The 16,280-nt window shown below is 65.2% G+C and carries 17 protein-coding genes; 2 read left to right on the top strand and 15 right to left on the bottom strand.

Annotated elements, in window-relative coordinates; genetic code table 11:
• Positions 1–22: 22 nt before the first annotated feature.
• The 13 genes from G6N42_RS03045 to G6N42_RS02985 form a co-directional block, all read right to left on the bottom strand.
• A complete protein-coding gene (locus G6N42_RS03045) occupies positions 23–307 on the bottom strand; it encodes an acylphosphatase (protein WP_163725896.1) in 285 nt (94 codons plus the stop codon).
• Complete coding sequence (locus tag G6N42_RS03040; protein WP_163725893.1) at positions 291–707, bottom strand: OsmC family protein; 417 nt, start codon at positions 705–707, stop codon at positions 291–293. The genes G6N42_RS03045 and G6N42_RS03040 overlap by 17 nt, the downstream gene beginning before the upstream one ends.
• Positions 708–789: 82 nt before the next feature.
• Positions 790–1,680 (bottom strand): bifunctional DNA-formamidopyrimidine glycosylase/DNA-(apurinic or apyrimidinic site) lyase, encoded by an 891-nt coding sequence (gene mutM / locus G6N42_RS03035; RefSeq protein WP_163725890.1) that lies wholly within the window; start codon positions 1,678–1,680, stop codon positions 790–792.
• Complete coding sequence (gene rnc, locus G6N42_RS03030) at positions 1,673–2,377, bottom strand: ribonuclease III (protein ID WP_163725887.1); 705 nt, start codon at positions 2,375–2,377, stop codon at positions 1,673–1,675. The genes mutM and rnc overlap by 8 nt, the downstream gene beginning before the upstream one ends.
• Complete coding sequence (locus tag G6N42_RS03025) at positions 2,370–2,999, bottom strand: YceD family protein (RefSeq protein ID WP_163725884.1); 630 nt, start codon at positions 2,997–2,999, stop codon at positions 2,370–2,372. Before G6N42_RS03025 ends, rnc begins: the two co-directional genes overlap by 8 nt.
• A 32-nt stretch (positions 3,000–3,031) precedes the next feature.
• The gene (gene sepIVA / locus G6N42_RS03020; protein WP_083125932.1) at positions 3,032–3,769 is read right to left on the bottom strand and encodes a cell division protein SepIVA; all 738 of its coding nucleotides are present in this window, start codon (positions 3,767–3,769) and stop codon (positions 3,032–3,034) included.
• Between the two features lie 206 nt (positions 3,770–3,975).
• Entirely contained in the window at positions 3,976–4,542 is a 567-nt protein-coding gene (locus tag G6N42_RS03015) for a hemerythrin domain-containing protein (RefSeq protein WP_163725881.1), read from the bottom strand.
• Positions 4,543–4,624: 82 nt separating this feature from the next.
• On the bottom strand, positions 4,625–5,101 hold the full coding sequence (coaD, locus tag G6N42_RS03010; protein WP_163725878.1) for a pantetheine-phosphate adenylyltransferase: 477 nt from the start codon (positions 5,099–5,101) through the stop codon (positions 4,625–4,627).
• Between the two features lie 22 nt (positions 5,102–5,123).
• Positions 5,124–5,678, bottom strand: a complete 555-nt coding sequence (gene rsmD, locus G6N42_RS03005) for a 16S rRNA (guanine(966)-N(2))-methyltransferase RsmD (protein ID WP_163736887.1) — start codon at positions 5,676–5,678, stop codon at positions 5,124–5,126.
• A complete protein-coding gene (locus G6N42_RS03000) occupies positions 5,675–9,070 on the bottom strand; it encodes a pyruvate carboxylase (protein WP_163725875.1) in 3,396 nt (1,131 codons plus the stop codon). Before G6N42_RS03000 ends, rsmD begins: the two co-directional genes overlap by 4 nt.
• Before the next feature lie 22 nt (positions 9,071–9,092).
• Positions 9,093–9,725: a vitamin K epoxide reductase family protein gene (locus G6N42_RS02995; protein ID WP_163725872.1), complete on the bottom strand. Its 633-nt coding sequence runs from the start codon at positions 9,723–9,725 to the stop codon at positions 9,093–9,095.
• Positions 9,722–10,516 carry a thioredoxin domain-containing protein gene (locus tag G6N42_RS02990; protein WP_163725869.1) on the bottom strand — a complete coding sequence of 265 codons (795 nt, stop codon included), beginning with the start codon at positions 10,514–10,516 and terminating at the stop codon, positions 9,722–9,724. Before G6N42_RS02990 ends, G6N42_RS02995 begins: the two co-directional genes overlap by 4 nt.
• A 34-nt stretch (positions 10,517–10,550) precedes the next feature.
• The gene (locus G6N42_RS02985; RefSeq protein WP_163725867.1) at positions 10,551–11,648 is read right to left on the bottom strand and encodes an alpha/beta hydrolase; all 1,098 of its coding nucleotides are present in this window, start codon (positions 11,646–11,648) and stop codon (positions 10,551–10,553) included.
• On the opposite strand from G6N42_RS02985, the gene G6N42_RS02980 reads away from it, so the two are divergent.
• Together G6N42_RS02980 and G6N42_RS02975 are read left to right on the top strand one after the other, a co-directional pair.
• Positions 11,647–12,489 carry an aldo/keto reductase gene (locus G6N42_RS02980; protein WP_197905518.1) on the top strand — a complete coding sequence of 281 codons (843 nt, stop codon included), beginning with the start codon at positions 11,647–11,649 and terminating at the stop codon, positions 12,487–12,489. The genes G6N42_RS02985 and G6N42_RS02980 overlap by 2 nt on opposite strands.
• A gap of 5 nt (positions 12,490–12,494) precedes the next feature.
• Positions 12,495–13,337, top strand: coding sequence for an aldo/keto reductase (locus G6N42_RS02975; protein WP_163725864.1), 843 nt, complete (start codon positions 12,495–12,497; stop codon positions 13,335–13,337).
• Here G6N42_RS02975 and G6N42_RS02970 read toward each other — a convergent pair.
• On the bottom strand, positions 13,334–14,041 hold the full coding sequence (locus tag G6N42_RS02970; RefSeq protein WP_163725862.1) for an HNH endonuclease family protein: 708 nt from the start codon (positions 14,039–14,041) through the stop codon (positions 13,334–13,336). The two genes, G6N42_RS02975 and G6N42_RS02970, sit on opposite strands and share 4 nt — an antisense overlap.
• Positions 14,038–16,278 carry an ATP-dependent DNA helicase RecG gene (recG, locus tag G6N42_RS02965; protein ID WP_163725857.1) on the bottom strand — a complete coding sequence of 747 codons (2,241 nt, stop codon included), beginning with the start codon at positions 16,276–16,278 and terminating at the stop codon, positions 14,038–14,040. The genes G6N42_RS02970 and recG overlap by 4 nt, the downstream gene beginning before the upstream one ends.
• Between the last annotated feature and the right edge of the window lie 2 nt (positions 16,279–16,280).

Here is a 16,280-nt window from a genome sequence, read left to right as displayed (position 1 = left end):
TGCCACACTACCGTCGCGCAGGCTAACGCTCGGTGAACCCCGATAGCGTTTCGCCGACTTCTGACCAATCCGCGATCACTTTGTCGACATGTCCCGGCGTATGTCCGCCTTGCAGCAGGTCAAGTAACTTTTCGCAGGCCGCTCGCGGGCCCTGGGCGACCACTTGAACGCGGCCGTCGGGCCTGTTCGAGGCGTATCCGGTCAACCCGAGTTCCAGCGCGCGCGACCGTGTCCACCACCGGAAGCCGACTCCCTGAACGTGGCCGTGCACCCACGCCGTGAGTCGTACCTCAGCTAACTCCTGCATCATTAACCTCAAACGTCACTTTGGTACCGGACTTGAGTGTGCGGCCCACCGTGCAGACCTGATCGATCGCCCGCTCCACGACGGTGAGTACCCGCGCCCGCTCCGGTTCCGACAGCGCCGACAGGTCGAGTTCCATGCGCTCCTCGAGCAGCGGGTAGCGCTCCTGCTCGCGATCGGCGGGACCCGACACCCGGATCGTGGTCGAGTAATCCGAGCCGAGACGACGCTGCAACGGGGCGTCGCTGGCCATCCCGCTGCAGGCCGCCAGCGCGATCTTCATCAGCTCGCCGGGCGTGAACACGCCCTCGACATCCTCGCTGCCGACGAGTACCTCGGCACCGCGCGCGCTGCGTCCGGTGTAGCGGCGGGCGCCGGTGCGCTCAACCCACAGTTCTGTCATGGTTCCCTTCTTCCCCGTGAGCGACCGCAAAATGCCAGCCCTGCACGGCGTGTCGACGTACAAACACGGTCGTTCGCGAACCTTATTCCCGCCGGACTCGCGGGCGCGGTTGGCATTTCGGGCAGTAGAACGACGAGCGGTTCATGAACTTCTCCCGCCGCATCACCGCGCCGCAGCGCCGGCACGGCTCACCCTCGCGGCCGTAGGCGTCCAGCGAACGTTCGAAATAGCCGGACTCGCCGTTGACATTCACATACAGCGAGTCGAAGGACGTGCCTCCCTGGCCGAGCGCCTCGGTCATCACCTCGGCGGCGGTGTCGAGCACCTCAGCCAGCTTCGACCGGGTCAGCGACGACGCCAGTCGCGCACCGTTGACGCGTGCCCGCCACAGCGCCTCGTCGGCGTAGATGTTGCCGATCCCCGATACCACCGTCTGATCGAGCAGCTGCCGCTTGATCTCGGAGTGCTTGCGCCGCAACACCGTAACGACACCATCGCGGTTGAAATCCGGGTCCAGCGGATCGCGCGCCACGTGCGCGACGGGAAAGGGAACATCGGTGCCATCGACGGTGACGAGGTCGGCCAACATCCATCCGCCGAACGTGCGCTGGTCCACAAAACTCAGCGCGGTGCCATCGTCGAGAAGTGCCGCGATGCGCAGATGGTTGTTGCGCGGCTCCGGCTGTTGGCTCTTCGCGCTAGCGCTCATCGCAGGCCCGAGCAGCATTTGTCCGCTCATCCCGAGATGGACGACGAGCGCTGAGCCGTCATCGAGCGTCAGCCATAGGTACTTCCCGCGTCGCCCCGTTCCGACGATCCGCGAATCGAGCAGGCGCGCAGTCAGATCGGCGGGTCCAGCCTCGTGTCGACGCACAGCGCGTGGATGATGAACCCGCACAGCGGTGATGGTCTTGTCGACGACGTGTGCGGCCAAGCCCCGGCGAACGACCTCGACTTCGGGAAGTTCAGGCATCTTCGTCTGCGGCGGACGTCAGCGCGTTCCACGCCGCAGCGGCCGCCTTGAGTTCGGCCTCTTTCTTCGTGCGGCCGACCCCCTTGCCGTACTCATCGTCGGCGATGATCACCATCGCGGTGAATTCCTTGTCGTGGTCTGGCCCTGTTGATGTCACCGTGTACGACGGCGCGCCCATGCCGCGGGATGCGGTGAGCTCCTGCAGACTGCTCTTCCAGTCCAGCCCCGCACCCAACGTCGGCGCGGTGTCGAGCAGCGAAGCGAACAGACGCAAGATCACCTCCCGCGCCGTGACGATGCCATGCTCCAAATAGATTGCACCGAGCAGGGATTCGACACCGTCGGCGAGAATACTCGCCTTGCCGGCGCCGCCGGAGTTTTCCTCGCCCTTGCCCAGCAGCAGGTAGGCGCCAAGCCCGTCGTCCGACAGTTCACGTCCGACGTCGGCAAGCGCATGGGTGTTGACGATGCTGGCCCGCAGCTTGGCCAGATCACCCTCGGTGCGATCGGGGTGGCGGTGATAGAGCTCCTCGGTGATGGTCAGCCCGAGTACAGCGTCGCCGAGGAATTCCAACCGCTCATTGGTGGGCAACCCGCCGTTCTCGTATGAGTAACTGCGATGGGTGAGTGAAATGGTCAGCAGTTCTTCCGGGAGGTCAACGCCCAGCGCCTTGAGGAGTGGCGTGCGGTCAGTCACGGGTGTCCTCAGTGGGATTGTCGGCTCCGCCGACAGTAGCGGGATCGTCGGCTCCGCCGACAGCGTCGAACATGCCCGAGAGCTTGGCCCATCGCGGATCGATCTTTTCGTGCTGGTGCCCCGGTTCAGCTGTCGCCAGGGGCACACCACAGTCGGGGCACAGCCCGATGCAGTCGGGTCCGCACACCGGGGCGAACGGCAACGCCAGGCCGACGGCGTCGATGATCGGCTGCTCCAGGTCGACGGTGTCGTCCACCACGCGGCCGAGCTCGTCGGCCTCGGTGGTCTCATCGGTGGCGCTGTCGGGATAAGCGAACAGTTCGGTGATGTCGATGTCGACGTGCCCGGTGATCGGCGTCAGACAGCGCGCACACTCACCGACCGTGGGGGCGGACATCGTGCCTGTGACCAGAACCCCCTCCGAGACGGATTCGATCCGCAGATCCAGATCCAGCGGGGCGCCCTCGTCGATCGCGATCAGGTCCAGTCCGATACGCATAGGGCTGGGCACGGTCTCGGCGACGGTGATCATCGACCCCGGCCTGCGGCCGAGCCTGGAGATGTTCAACACGAGCGGCGATCGCGAGGCCCGCCGCGCCGCCGACTTCGCATGCGTCGCCATAGGGATCGATCTTACGGCGACCGTCCCAGGGCCTAGCGAGCTGCGTAGTCGTGCGTCCCCGCCGCAGTCCGCAGCTGATGGCGACCGCGGCCTACCGACCGCAGCGTGCCGTTGAGGAAGTCCTCGAATTCGGCCAGTTTGCTGTCGACGTAGATGTCGCATTCGCCGCGCAGTCGGTCGGCCTCGGCGTGTGCCGAGTCGATGAGGCGGGTGGCTTCCAGCGTGGCGGTCTGGACGATCTCGGTCTGGGCGACCAGCCGCTGCTGTTCCTTGATGCCTTCCTGCACGGCCTTCTCGTAGGCGAGGTTGCCGTTCTCGATGAGCCGGTCGGCCTCGTTCTTGGCACGTCCCGTGCTCGCCTCGTACTCCCGCTTGGCGGTTGCCGCCAGACGCGAGGCCTCTTCGCGCGCCTCTGCGACCATGCGCTCGCTGTGCTGGCGGGCCTCGCCGACCATGCGATCTGCCTGCGACTTCGCGTCGGCGAGCAGCCGGTCGGCCTCGGCGCGGGCGTGGTTGACCAGGGAATCCGCCTCGGCTGTGGCCGACGACACCATGGATCCGGAGTGCTCCTTGGCCTCGCGCAACAACGAGTCGCGAGCGTCCAGCACATCCTGGGCGTCGTCGAGTTCGCCGGGGATCGCGTCCTTGATGTCGTCGATCAACTCCAGGACATCGCCGCGGGGCACGACGCAGCCTGCCGTCATGGGCACGCCGCGCGCTTCTTCCACAATCGCGCCCAACTCGTCAAGCGCTTCAAATACTCGGTACACGGCAACACCCTCCAGGCGTAGTTGACAGATACCAGTGTGCCTGGTGTTACGTCTGTGACTCAGCTACCGACCCCGGTGTGTCGCGTCTCGACCGGTTTCAGTGCGTCACCGCTCCCCAGGCCGCAGGCCCGTCTGCTCTGCTTCGAGCAACATTATGTCAACACGCAGAGTGGGCGCGCGCCCCGAGCCGTCAGCAGCGGCGTGGGCTAGCGAAGGGCAGCGGAGATCGCGTCGCGCGCCCGGTCGAGCATGGAGGCGAACGGGCCCACGGCGAAGTTGGCCTTCGCCGACTCGACGCCGGCGTGCGGACGAGTGGGCGCGATGGCCTCTGCCGCCAATACGGCCTTCGCCATGCGACCGAGGTCGTCAGCGTCGAGTTCACGCTCCAAGCGGTTGAACTCCTCGAGTTCTTCGCGCTCGGCATGGTCGAGTACCGAGCCGCGGAACAGCGTCAACTCGTCGAGAAACTCCTGCGAACCGATGTCCATCGTCTCGAGTGCCGCGAGCACTTCCTTGGAATCGTGTTCCTCTACGAGACGAGCGTCGACGATGATGTCGCCGCCCTCGACCTCGTGGCGCACTCGCGGATGGACCACCATCTCCTCGGCGGTCTCGTGCACCGCCAGGAGTTGCCGCAATTCGGTGAAGGCCTTGCGGCGGGCGTCATCGGACGACGCCGAGAACACTTCTTCGAACATGTCCTTGATCAAATTGTGCTGGTCTTTGAGGAATCTGACGACATCATCGGTCGACTGGACGAATGTTTCGACCATGGGGGTAACCACACTTTCTTGAAATCGGGTTGGGGCGCTATGGGCTGTGCGCCACCTCGTCGGTTACCCGTGTGAGTCCAGATCAACCCTTGAGCTTGGCCTGCAGTCGGACGTTGACGGCCTCAGGCAACAATGCGGAGACATCGCCGCCGAGCGACGCGACCTCCTTGGCCAGCGAGGACGATACGAACGAATACGTCGGCGTCGTGGCGACGAAGAAGGTGTCGACGCCGGCAATGTGCTTGTTCATCTGCGCCATCTGCAGCTCGTATTCGAAATCCGTCCCGGTGCGCAGACCCTTGACGATCGCGGTCAGCCCGCGGTTCTTGACGAAGTCGACCACCAGACCCTCACCGGACTCCGCCCGCAGGTTCGGCAGATGCGTCGTCGATTCCTCGATCATCGCGAGGCGCTCTTCGAGGCTGAACATCCCCTTCTTGTTCGGGTTGACCAATACGGCCACCACGACCTCGTCGAACTGGGCCGCTGCGCGCTCGAAGATGTCGACATGGCCGAGGGTGATCGGGTCGAAGGACCCCGGGCATACGGCGCCGCTCATGGGCAACGACGGTACAGGGCGGTCAAGTCCGCTCTGCGAGTTCCAGCCGGGTGTCGCCGTACGTGCGCGACGGCCACACCTCCCATCCGCCGGGCCACATCAGTGCAGGACCTGACGCCGGGCGTTCGACGACGACCACCGTCCCTGCCGTCGTCCAGCCGCCGTGCGTCAGCGCGGAGAGCACTCTTTCGAGATCACCCGCGTCCACCGTGTAGGGCGGATCGGCGAGCACCAGGTCGGCAGGCTGCGCGGCGCCCGAAGCCAGCACCGTTGCCACCGCGCCGCGACGCACCGTCGCACGGGTCACACCAAGAGCGGCGATGTTCTTGTCGATGATGTTCGCGGCTCGCTGGTCTGATTCGACAAATATGGCCGAGGCGGCTCCGCGGGACAGCGCCTCGAGTCCGAGCGCTCCCGAGCCGGCGTACAGATCGAGAACGGAGCGACCGGAAAGCTCCAGCCGAGCGGTCAGCAGATTGAACAGCGATTCCCTGACCCGGTCGGTGGTAGGCCGGGTTCCAGTGCGCGGCACCGTGATTCGCCGTCCACCCAGGGTGCCGGCGATGATGCGGGTCAGCTGACCACCACGAGCAGATCGCCACCTTCGACTTGTGCGGTGGCCGATACGGCGATGCGGTCGACCTGGCCGGACTTGGGCGCGGTGATCGCCGCTTCCATCTTCATGGCCTCGATCGTCGCGATGGTCTGTCCGGCGTCGACCTTGTCTCCCGCGGACACGCTGACCGTGACGACGCCGGCGAAGGGCGCTGCGACGTGGTCGGCGTTGGACCGGTCGGCCTTCTCGGCGGCGGGTACCTCCGTGGCGATGCTGTTGTCGCGCACCACGACCGGACGCAGCTGACCGTTGAAGATGCACATCACGGTGCGCATCCCGCGTTCGTCGGGATCAGAGATCGCTTCCAGCCCGATCAACAGCTCGACGCCGCGCTCGAGCCGTACCCGATGCTCATCACCGTGACGCAGCCCGTAGAAGAACTGATTCGCCGACAGGCCAGAGGTGTCTCCGTACAGCTCCCGATGCGCCTCGAATTCCTTTGTCGGGCCGGGGAACAGCAGCCGATTCAAGGTGGCTTGTCGAGTTGTGCCGGGTTGCGCCAGCGCCGACTCGTCCTCGTCGGAGAGCTCCTCGGTGGGCCGTGCCGGCGACCGTCCGGCAAGCGCCTTGGTGCGCAACGGTTCGGGCCAGCCGCCGGGCGGGTCGCCGAGTTCGCCGCGCAGGAATCCGATCACCGAGTCCGGGATGTCGAACCGCGCTGGGTCCGCGGCGAATTCGTCGGCGCTGATCCCGGCCCCGACCAGTGCCAGCGCCAGATCTCCGACCACCTTGGACGACGGCGTCACCTTCACCAGTCGGCCCAGGATGCGGTCGGCCGCCGCGTAATTCTCTTCGATCTCCTCGAAACGATCCGCGAAGCCCAACGCGATGGCCTGTTGGCGCAGGTTTGACAGCTGACCACCCGGAATCTCGTGGTGATACACCCGCCCCGTCGGGGATGGAGGGCCTGACGCCGCGACATCGAAGGGCGCGTAGACCTTTCGCAACGCCTCGAAGTACGGCTCGAGATCGCACACCGCCGGCAATGACAACCCGGTGTCGTATTCGGTGTGCGCCGCTGCCGCGACGATCGAGGACAACGCGGGCTGACTTGTCGTTCCCGCCAACGGCGCCGAGGCGCCGTCGACGGCGTTGGCACCCGCCTGCCACGCCGCCACATACGTGGCCAGCTGCCCGCCGGGAGTGTCATGGGTGTGCACATGCACCGGCAGGTCGAACCTCGAACGCAGCGCCGACACCAACACGGTGGCTGCCTGCGGGCGTAGCAACCCCGCCATGTCCTTGATCGCCAGCACATGCGCGCCGGCGTCGACGATCTGCTCGGCCAACTTGAGGTAGTAGTCCAGGGTGTACAGGTTCTCCCCCGGATCGGAAAGATCGCCGGTGTAACTCATCGCGACCTCGGCGATCGACGTGCCGGTCTCTCGGACCGCGTCGATGGCCGGGCGCATCGACTCGACATTGTTGAGCGCGTCGAAGATGCGATAGATGTCAATCCCGGTGCCCGTCGCTTCGGCCACGAACGCCTTGGTGACCGATTCCGGATACGGCGTATACCCCACGGTGTTGCGGCCGCGGAGCAGCATCTGCAGGCAGATGTTCGGCATCGCCTCACGCAACGCGGCCAGGCGCTCCCACGGGTCTTCCTTCAAGAACCGAAGCGCCACATCGTAAGTCGCGCCACCCCAGCACTCCACCGACAACAACTGCGGCGTCATCCGTGCGATGGAGGGCGCCACCATGAGCAGACCGGTCGTCCTCAGCCTGGTCGCCAGCAGGGACTGGTGGGCGTCGCGGAACGTGGTATCGGTTACACCGACCGCCTTCGATTCGCGCATCCAGCGGGCGAACCCATCGGGCCCCAGTTCGGTCAGCAGCTGTTTGGACCCTGACGGCGGCGGCGACGCCAGATCGACGTCGGGCAGCTTGTCGTGCGGGTACACCGTCGACGGTCGCGGACCGTGCGGCTGGTTGACCGTGACGTCCGCCAGGTAGTTGAGGATCTTGGTACCGCGGTCGGCCGGGGTGTGTGCGGTCAGCAAGTACGGCCGCTCGTCGATGAATGACGTGGTGATGCGCCCCGCGCGGAAATCCGGATCGTTGACGACGGCCAGCAGGAACGGGATGTTCGTCGACACCCCACGCACCCGGAACTCGGCCAGCGCACGCCGGGACCGAGCAAGCGCCGCCGCGTAGTCGCGACCGCGACAGGTCAGCTTGACCAGCAGCGAGTCGAAATGCGCCCCGATCTCCGCGCCCAAATGTGTTGCGCCGTCGAGGCGGATCCCCGCACCACCCGGCGACCGGTAGCTCGTGATGCGCCCGGTGTCGGGGCGGAATCCGTTGGCGGGATCCTCGGTGGTGATCCGGCACTGCATCGCAAAGCCCCGTGGCGCCGCCAATCCGTCCTGGCTCAGCCCGAGGTCCTCGAGGGTCTCGCCGTCGGCGATACGCAACTGGCTCGCCACCAGATCGACGTCGGTGATCTCCTCGGTCACCGTGTGCTCGACCTGGATGCGCGGGTTCATCTCGATGAACACGTAATGCCCGCGCTCGTCGAGCAGGAACTCCACCGTGCCGGCGTACGTGTAGTCGATCGAACGAGCGAAGGCGACCGCGTCAGCGCACATGCGGTCGCGAAGCTCGGCCGAAAGGTTTGGCGCAGGAGCCAATTCGATGACCTTCTGATGGCGTCGCTGCATGCTGCAGTCACGCTCGAACAGATGCATCACGGCACCGTGCTTGTCGGCCAGGATCTGTACCTCGATATGGCGCGGGTTGAGCACCGCCTGCTCGAGGTAGACCATCGGATCGCCGAACGCCGACTCGGCCTCACGGCTGGCCGCCTCGATCGCGTCGCGCAGCGCCGAAGGCTCGGTGACGCGCCGCATCCCGCGTCCGCCGCCGCCGGACACCGCCTTGACGAACAGCGGGAACTCCATGGTCTCCGACGCCGCTATCAGTTCGTCCACCGACGACGACGGCGCCGACGAGTTCAGCACCGGCAGACCGGCATCGCGTGCCGCGGCGATCGCGCGGGCCTTGTTCCCCGTCAACTCGAGGATTTCCGCGCCCGGACCGATGAACGTGATCCCGGCATCCGCGCACGCCGCGGCCAATTGCGGGTTCTCCGAGAGGAAACCGTACCCGGGATAGACGGCATCGGCGCCCGCCTGCTGCGCGACGCGGATGATCTCGTCGACCGACAGGTATGCGCGTACCGGATGGCCGACATCACCGATCTGATACGACTCGTCGGCCTTCAGCCGGTGCTGGGAGTTGCGGTCCTCGTGCGCGTACACCGCGATGGTGGTGATGCCCATCTCGTAGGCCGCCCGGAAGGCACGAATCGCGATCTCGCCGCGATTGGCCACCAGAACTTTGGATATCACGCGCGGAGCCCCCGTCGGGTGTCTAGAGAAGGGTGGACCAGTAGTCCCAGAAGCGCACCAGGATCAGTAGGAGTATTCCGGTGAACCACAGCGCCACCAGGGACCAGCGCCACGTATGGAGCACGCGCACAACACCGTTGGATGCCGCAGCACGGGATGCGATCGACGTCGCGACCACGAACAACGGAATCGTCACGGCCCACACCACCATGCAGTACGGGCACAGTGCCCCGATGCTGTACAGGCTCTCCCACGCCAGCCAGTGCACGAATACGACACCGAGGAAGGAGCCGATCGCCAGGCCGGTCCAATACCAGCGCGGCAGATCGACCTTCGCGAGCGCCAGCACACCGGTCACCAGTACGACGGTGAACCCGACGATGCCGATGAGCGAATTGGGGAACCCGAAGACCGACGCCTGCGGGGTGATCATCACCGAACCGCACGACAGCACCGGATTGATGCTGCAGGACGGCACGTAGTCGGGGTTGATCAAGATCTCGATCTTCTCGACTGTGAGGGTCGCCGCGGCGGCCAATCCGAGCACACCGGCGATCAGCACCCAGATTGCGCTGGGTCTGCCGACTGCGACACCCGTCGACTGCGCCGACGCGGGTTCGCTCGGCTCGACAGTGCTGGGTGTGGCGACGGTCATGGTGCAGGCGCGGGTGCGGGAGGTGGAGGTGCCAGCGGTGTGGGTTCGGCGGCCGGTGGCGGTACTCCGGCGTCGAAGGCCGGGAGCTTGCCGACAGTCTCCTCGATCTTGGCGACCAACGCCTCTGGGGTGGTCGGACGGTAGTCCTCACCGTTGATGCGGATCGTCGGTGTCGAATTCACGTCGGTGGCCGCGGCGAGTCCCGACACCATGTCGGCGTTCGTCTCTTTGTTGATGCACTCGGGAACTTCGCCCGCAGCGCCGGCCTGACGCGCGATTTCGGCAAGGCGGGCGTTGTCGGGGAACGGTCCAACACCCTCCTGGGGCTGCTGGGCGTACAGCGCGGCGTGGAACCGACGGAATGCCTCGATCGAATCACCGGCGACGCAGTACGCGGCGTTGGCCGCCCGCGTCGAGTACCCGTCGCCCTGGCGATCCAGGATCGAAACCATGTAGTAGTCGGCGGCCACCGCTCCCGAATCGATCAGCTTGTTCACGGTGGGTCCGAACTCCTGCTCGAAGTTGCGGCAGGCCGGGCACAGGAAGTCCTCGTAGAGCCCCAGCACGACCTTGGGCTCGTCAGTGCCGTCCTTCTTGATCAACTGAGCCGACGTCGACGTGACCCGGATCGGATCCGCCTCGCCCGCGGTCGGCTTTTCGTCGGCCGACAGCACGATGTACATCACGAGCGCCACGGCGAAGATCACCACGATCGCGGTCAGGCCGATCTGGACCGCCAGGTTGCGCTTGCGGTCGGAGGCCTTCAGGTCGTATTTCGGTTTCGAAGCCACGCGCTAAGAGTACCGGCGGCCTTTCCCAGGTTTCTCACATGCGGGCCAGATGGGCCCGCAGCGCGGAGATCGATTCGGCGACGGCGGCCTCGCTGTCGCCGCCAACCGGGAAGAAGTTGACGAAACCGTGGATCAGCGACCCGAACTCCCGGTAGTCGACCGGCACGCCCGCTGCGCGCAGGGCTTCGGCATATTGCCTGCCTTCGTCGCGAAGGGGGTCGAAGCCGGCTGTCAGCACCAGCGCAGGCGGTAGTCCAGACAGGTCGTCGGCCAGCAAAGGCGATACCCGAGGGTCATCCGCGTCGACATCCGCGCCACCGAGGTACTTCTCGACGCCGAACTTCAGATCGCCCCCGGTCAGGAAGAAGCCTTCGCCGAACAACGTTCGCGACCGTGTCTGCGCGTTCCACGCCGTGACCGGGTAGAACAGCAATTGCACCGCCGGCAGCTGAACATCCTGGTCACGGGCCCGTAGGGAGACGAGTGCGGCCAGATTGGCGCCTGCGCTGTCGCCTCCCAACGCCACTCGACGGGAGTCGGCGCCCAACTCTGCAGCGTGATCGAGCGCCCAGGTGAACGCGACGAACGCGTCGTCGACACTTGCCGGCGCCTTGTGCTCCGGCGCCAACCGATAGTCGACCGACAACACATGCACGCCGCCATCGCGGCAGATTCGTCGGCATACGTCGTCATGCGTCTCGAGATCGCCGACCACCATCGCGCCGCCGTGAAAGAAGACCAGTAGCGGCGCGTCGTCACCGTCGACCGGTCGGTAGTGCCGCGCACGGATCGCACCTGCCGGACCGGGTATGACGAGGTTCGTCACCGATGCGACCGGGAGGTCCTGCCTGAAGGCGTCTGTCAGCTTCCTCAACAGCGCCCGAGCCGTCGGGACGTCGTGATCCAGGATCAGACTTCCGAGGCCCATCGCGTTCTGGCCGAAGAGCATGAACTGAAGCGTGGTGTCCAGCGTGTTGCCGTCGATGACGACCGAACGACCGCCGAGCAGAAGCCGTTTGACCGAGTGCGGGATATGAGGAAGCGCGCGCAACGTGGTGCCGCCGATCTTCGCCAAGCGGGCTTTACGACCGCTCGGCGTTCGCACAGCCTGGACTGGCAGACTCGAAGTCATGGCCTCTCCTTCGATCACGCTGAATGACGGTAATCCAATCCCTCAGGTCGGACTCGGAGTTTTCCAGACACCCCCCGATGACACCGAACGCGCGGTGACCACGGCCTTCGAGGCAGGTTACCGGCACGTCGACACGGCAGCGGCGTACCAGAACGAACGTGGTGTCGGGCAGGCGATCGCGAAGTCGGGTCTGCCCCGCGAGGACGTCTACATCACGACCAAGCTGTGGAACTCAGACCAGGGCTACGACTCCACGCTCAAGGCATTCGACCGCAGCATGGACAAATTGGGCTTCAATCAAACGGACGCCTACCTCGATCTGTATTTGATCCATTGGCCGTTGCCCGCCAGGAACACGTTCGTCGACACGTTCAAGGCGTTCTCCCGGTTGCGCGACGAGGGCCGCATCAAATCGATCGGCGTCAGCAATTTCGAGCCGGAGCATCTGCGAATCCTGGTCGACGCCACCGGCATCGTCCCCGCCGTCAACCAGGTGGAATTGCACCCGCTGTTTCCGCAGGAGGAGTTGCGACAGGTGCACGCCCAACTGGGCATCGCCACCGAGGCGTGGGCCCCGTTGGGCCAGGGCGCACTGCTCGACAATCCGAAGGTGACCGAGGTTGCTGAACGGCACGGGAAAACGCCGGCGCAGGTACTGATTAGGTGGCATATCCAACTCGGCAATATAGTCATCCCGAAATCGGTGACCCCCGAGCGAATAGTGAGTAATTTCGACGTGTTCGATCTTGAACTGAGCGAGGAGGACATGGCGTCCATTTCCTCGCTGGGCGATGGAACACGGTTGGGTCCCGATCCAAGGACCTTCGACTTCACAGGTTAGGTGACATGACACCCTCGGCCGCTGCGATCCCCACCGTCACGCTCAACGACGGGAACACCCTTCCGGTGATCGGTCTCGGCGTCGGCGAGCTGTCGGAAGCGGAGACCGAGCAGTCGGTGACCGCCGCGCTCGAGGCGGGCTACCGGCTGATCGACACCGCGTCGGCCTACGGGAACGAAGCCGCGGTGGGTCGCGCGATCGCTTCGTCGGGAATTCCGCGCGAAGAGGTGTTCGTCACCACCAAGCTGGCGACCAAGGATCAGGGCTTCCAGGCCTCGCAGGACGCGATCAAGGTCAGCCTCGAACGGCTCGGCCTCGAATACGTCGACCTGTACCTGATCCACTGGCCGGCCGGTAACCCCGGCAAGTACGTCGACAGCTGGGGCGGCCTGATGAAGCGGAAGGAAGAGGGCGACACCAAGTCGATCGGTGTGGCGAACTTCCACGCCGAAGACCTGTCCAACGTCATCGACCTGTCGTTCTTCCCGCCTGCGATCAACCAGATCGAGCTGCATCCGCTGCTGAACCAGGCCGAGTTGCGCGCGACCAACGCCGAACACGGCATCATCACCGAGGCCTACGGTCCCTTGGGCGTCGGCAACCTGTTGGACAACGCGACCATCAAATCTGTGGCGGAGGCGAACGGCAAGACGCCGGCGCAAGTGCTCATCAGGTGGAGCATCCAACTCGGCAACATCGTCATCCCGCGCTCATCATCACCGGAGCGGATCAAGTCGAACATCGAGGTCTTCGACTTCGAGCTCAGCGACGACGACATGGCCACCCTCAACGGGCTGAACGACGGTACGCGTTTCCGTCCGGACCCCGAAACCTATACAGGCGCCTAACCCGTCGGGCAGGTCGCAGCAGCATCACGCAACGCCGCGGCCGACGGCGCGTCGATCGGCAGCGCGTAACCGCGGATCACGGCGATGAACTGCATGGCGTACTGGCAACGGAACGCGGTGTTCGGTGGCATCCAGGTCGCCGGCTCCTGGTCGCCTTTGTCCTGATTCACCCCTCCGGCGACGGCGATGAGATTGGCCGGATCGTTGGCGAACCGCAACCGCTGGTCGTTGGTCCAGAACCGGGCGCCGAGATCCCACGCCAACGCCAGCGGCACGATGTGGTCGATCTGCACTGCGGCGCCGGTCTTTTCACCGCGGGTGAAGGCGATCTCCGCGTTGGTGTAGGGATCGTGCAGGAGTCCGGTCGCCACGGCGGTGGGACAACGCTTGATCGACACGTAGGTCTTGTCGACGAGGTCCCGGTCGAGGATGTCGTTACGGGTGTCGCAGCCGTTGTAGCCGCCAGGGGCTGGGTTCTCGTCGGTCCAGCTGTCGCCGAACGCATCCCGCCGATAGTCCTGCCCGCGGATGCGCACCGGTATTTGGGCGATGCCCGCGAGGACGTCGACCCCGGGCGCCACTGTCGGGGTGTCGGCGCCGGCGATGAACTCTGCCCGGTTGATCGATGAGTTGGTGACCTGAACGGCTACGAACACCGCGATGGAGACGATCGCAAGAAGCCACAGCAGGTGCTTTCGGTTCACGCCTTTTCCAGATACTCGATGCGGTCGGTGTCGGAGAAGGGCGCGGCCAGGACCGCCATCCCGGGGTCGCCCGGATTCCTCTGGTAGTGCGCATCGCAGAATTCGCGCGCGGCCAGAATCAGATCGAGATGCTCGAAGAGCGACAGGAAGCGCAGCGTGATCGGGCGCCCGGATTGGCTGTAGCCCAACACATCTCCCTCGCGCCGCTCCGCGAGATCGAGATCGGCGAGCTTGAAACCGTCAAGCGTCGAGGCGACCGCCCGCAGGCGCTCCCCCGCCTTCGAGCTCTCCGGCAATTTGGTGACGAGCAGACACAGGCTTGGATGTTGGCCGCGACCGATGCGGCCGCGCAGTTGGTGCAGCTGACTGATACCGAACCGGTCGCCATCCATCACCAACATCACCGTGGCGTTGGGGACATCGACACCGACCTCGATAACGGTCGTACAGATCAGGACGTCGATCTCTCCTGCACGGAACGCGCCCATCACCGCGTCCTTTTCGTCGGCTGACAACCGACCGTGCATGAGTCCCAACCGCAGGCCCGAAAGAGGACCGCTACGCAGCCGCTCGAACAGTTCCACGACCGTCGTCGCGGGTGGACCCGCGTCCTTGACCCGGTCGCGTCCCTTGCCTTTTCCTTTCGCCTGGGTCTTGTCGTCTTCGTCGATGCGCGACGCGACGACGTACGCCTGCCTGCCGGCCCCGACCTCCTCGATGATCCGTTGCCAGGCACGGTTGAGCCAGGCTGGATGCTCCTTGAGGAAGATCGTGTTGGTGGTGATCGGTTGACGACCACGCGGCAGTTCACGAAGTGTCGACGTCTCGAGGTCGCCGTAGTGGGTCAGTGCGACGGTGCGCGGTATCGGCGTCGCGGTCATCACAAGCAGGTGAGGTGTGACCCCCTGGGGCGCCTTGGCGCGCAGCCGGTCTCGCTGTTCGACTCCGAACCGGTGCTGCTCGTCGACGACGACCATGCCGAGACGGCGGAACTCGACGGTGTCCTGCAGCAGGGCGTGCGTTCCGATCACGATGCCCGCTTCGCCGGAGGCGACTTCGTCGCGCACCTGCTTTTTCTGCTGCGGCGACATCGATCCCGTCAGCAGCGCAATGCGCGTCGCCTTCTCGGCGCCACCGAGCTGGCCGGCCATCGCCAGCGGCCCGAGCACGTCGCGTATCGAACGCGCATGCTGGGCGGCAAGGACTTCCGTCGGAGCCAACAGCGCGCACTGATATCCCGCGTCGACCATCTGCAGCATGGCGAGCACCGACACGATGGTCTTGCCAGAGCCGACCTCGCCCTGCAACATGCGGTTCATCGGGCGGCTCGCCGCCAACTCGGTGGTCAGCACCGCGAGGACATCCTTCTGGCCTTCGGTCAGTTGGAACGGCATCTGGTTACGCATCGCCGCGACCAGGCCGTCGTCCGCCGGAGCCGCGACGGGTCCGGCCTCGCTCAGCTCGCCGAACCTTCGCTGTGCCAACGCCCATTGCAGCCCGATGGCCTCGTCATAGGTCAGACGCTCGATCGCGGCATCGCGTTCCACGACTTTTTCCGCCGTGTGGATCGCGCGCAGTGCCTCGTCCTCACCGATCAGATTGTGTTCACGCAGAAACGATTCCGGAAGCGGCTCGTCGATCGGGTCCAGGACGTCGAGCACCTGGCGCACGCACGCGTAGATGTCCCAGCTCTGCACCTTGCTGCTCGCGGGGTAGATCGGGAAGAAGTCACGATCGAAGACGGAGAGCAACTTGTTTTCGTCGGACGTCCCTTCTGCTCGGGCAATCGCGGTGAGCGATCTGGTTCCGGCGACTCTGCCGTCCCCATGAATCACGAGGAAGGCCGGATGCGTCAGCTGCATCGTGCCTTTGAAATAGCCCACCTCACCCGAAAGCATCACCCGTTGGCCCTCTTTGAGGGTTTTCTTGATGATCTTCACGTTGAAGAAGGTCGCGGTGACCTTCGGCTTGCGGTTGCCGATCGTGACGACCATGTATTCACGCTGCGGCGGACGATTCGTCAGCCGAAGCTCCGCCTTGGTGATGTGGTCGACGAACGTGACGTGTTCGCCTTCTTCCAGTTCCTCGCCGTCGCCGGCGGTGATCATCTCGTCGCTGTACTTGCGCGGATAGTGCCGCAGCAGGTCGTTGACGGTGACGATGCCGAAGTGCTCCTCCAGCAGATCGGCGGACTTCTTACCGATGACGAAGTCGAGCCGGTCGGTCAGCGTGGCCACGG

This window comes from Mycobacterium gallinarum, assembly GCF_010726765.1.
Lineage (GTDB): Bacteria > Actinomycetota > Actinomycetes > Mycobacteriales > Mycobacteriaceae > Mycobacterium > Mycobacterium gallinarum.
Note: the sequence above shows the minus strand (reverse complement) of the source record. Positions and strands in the feature narration are given on the sequence as shown.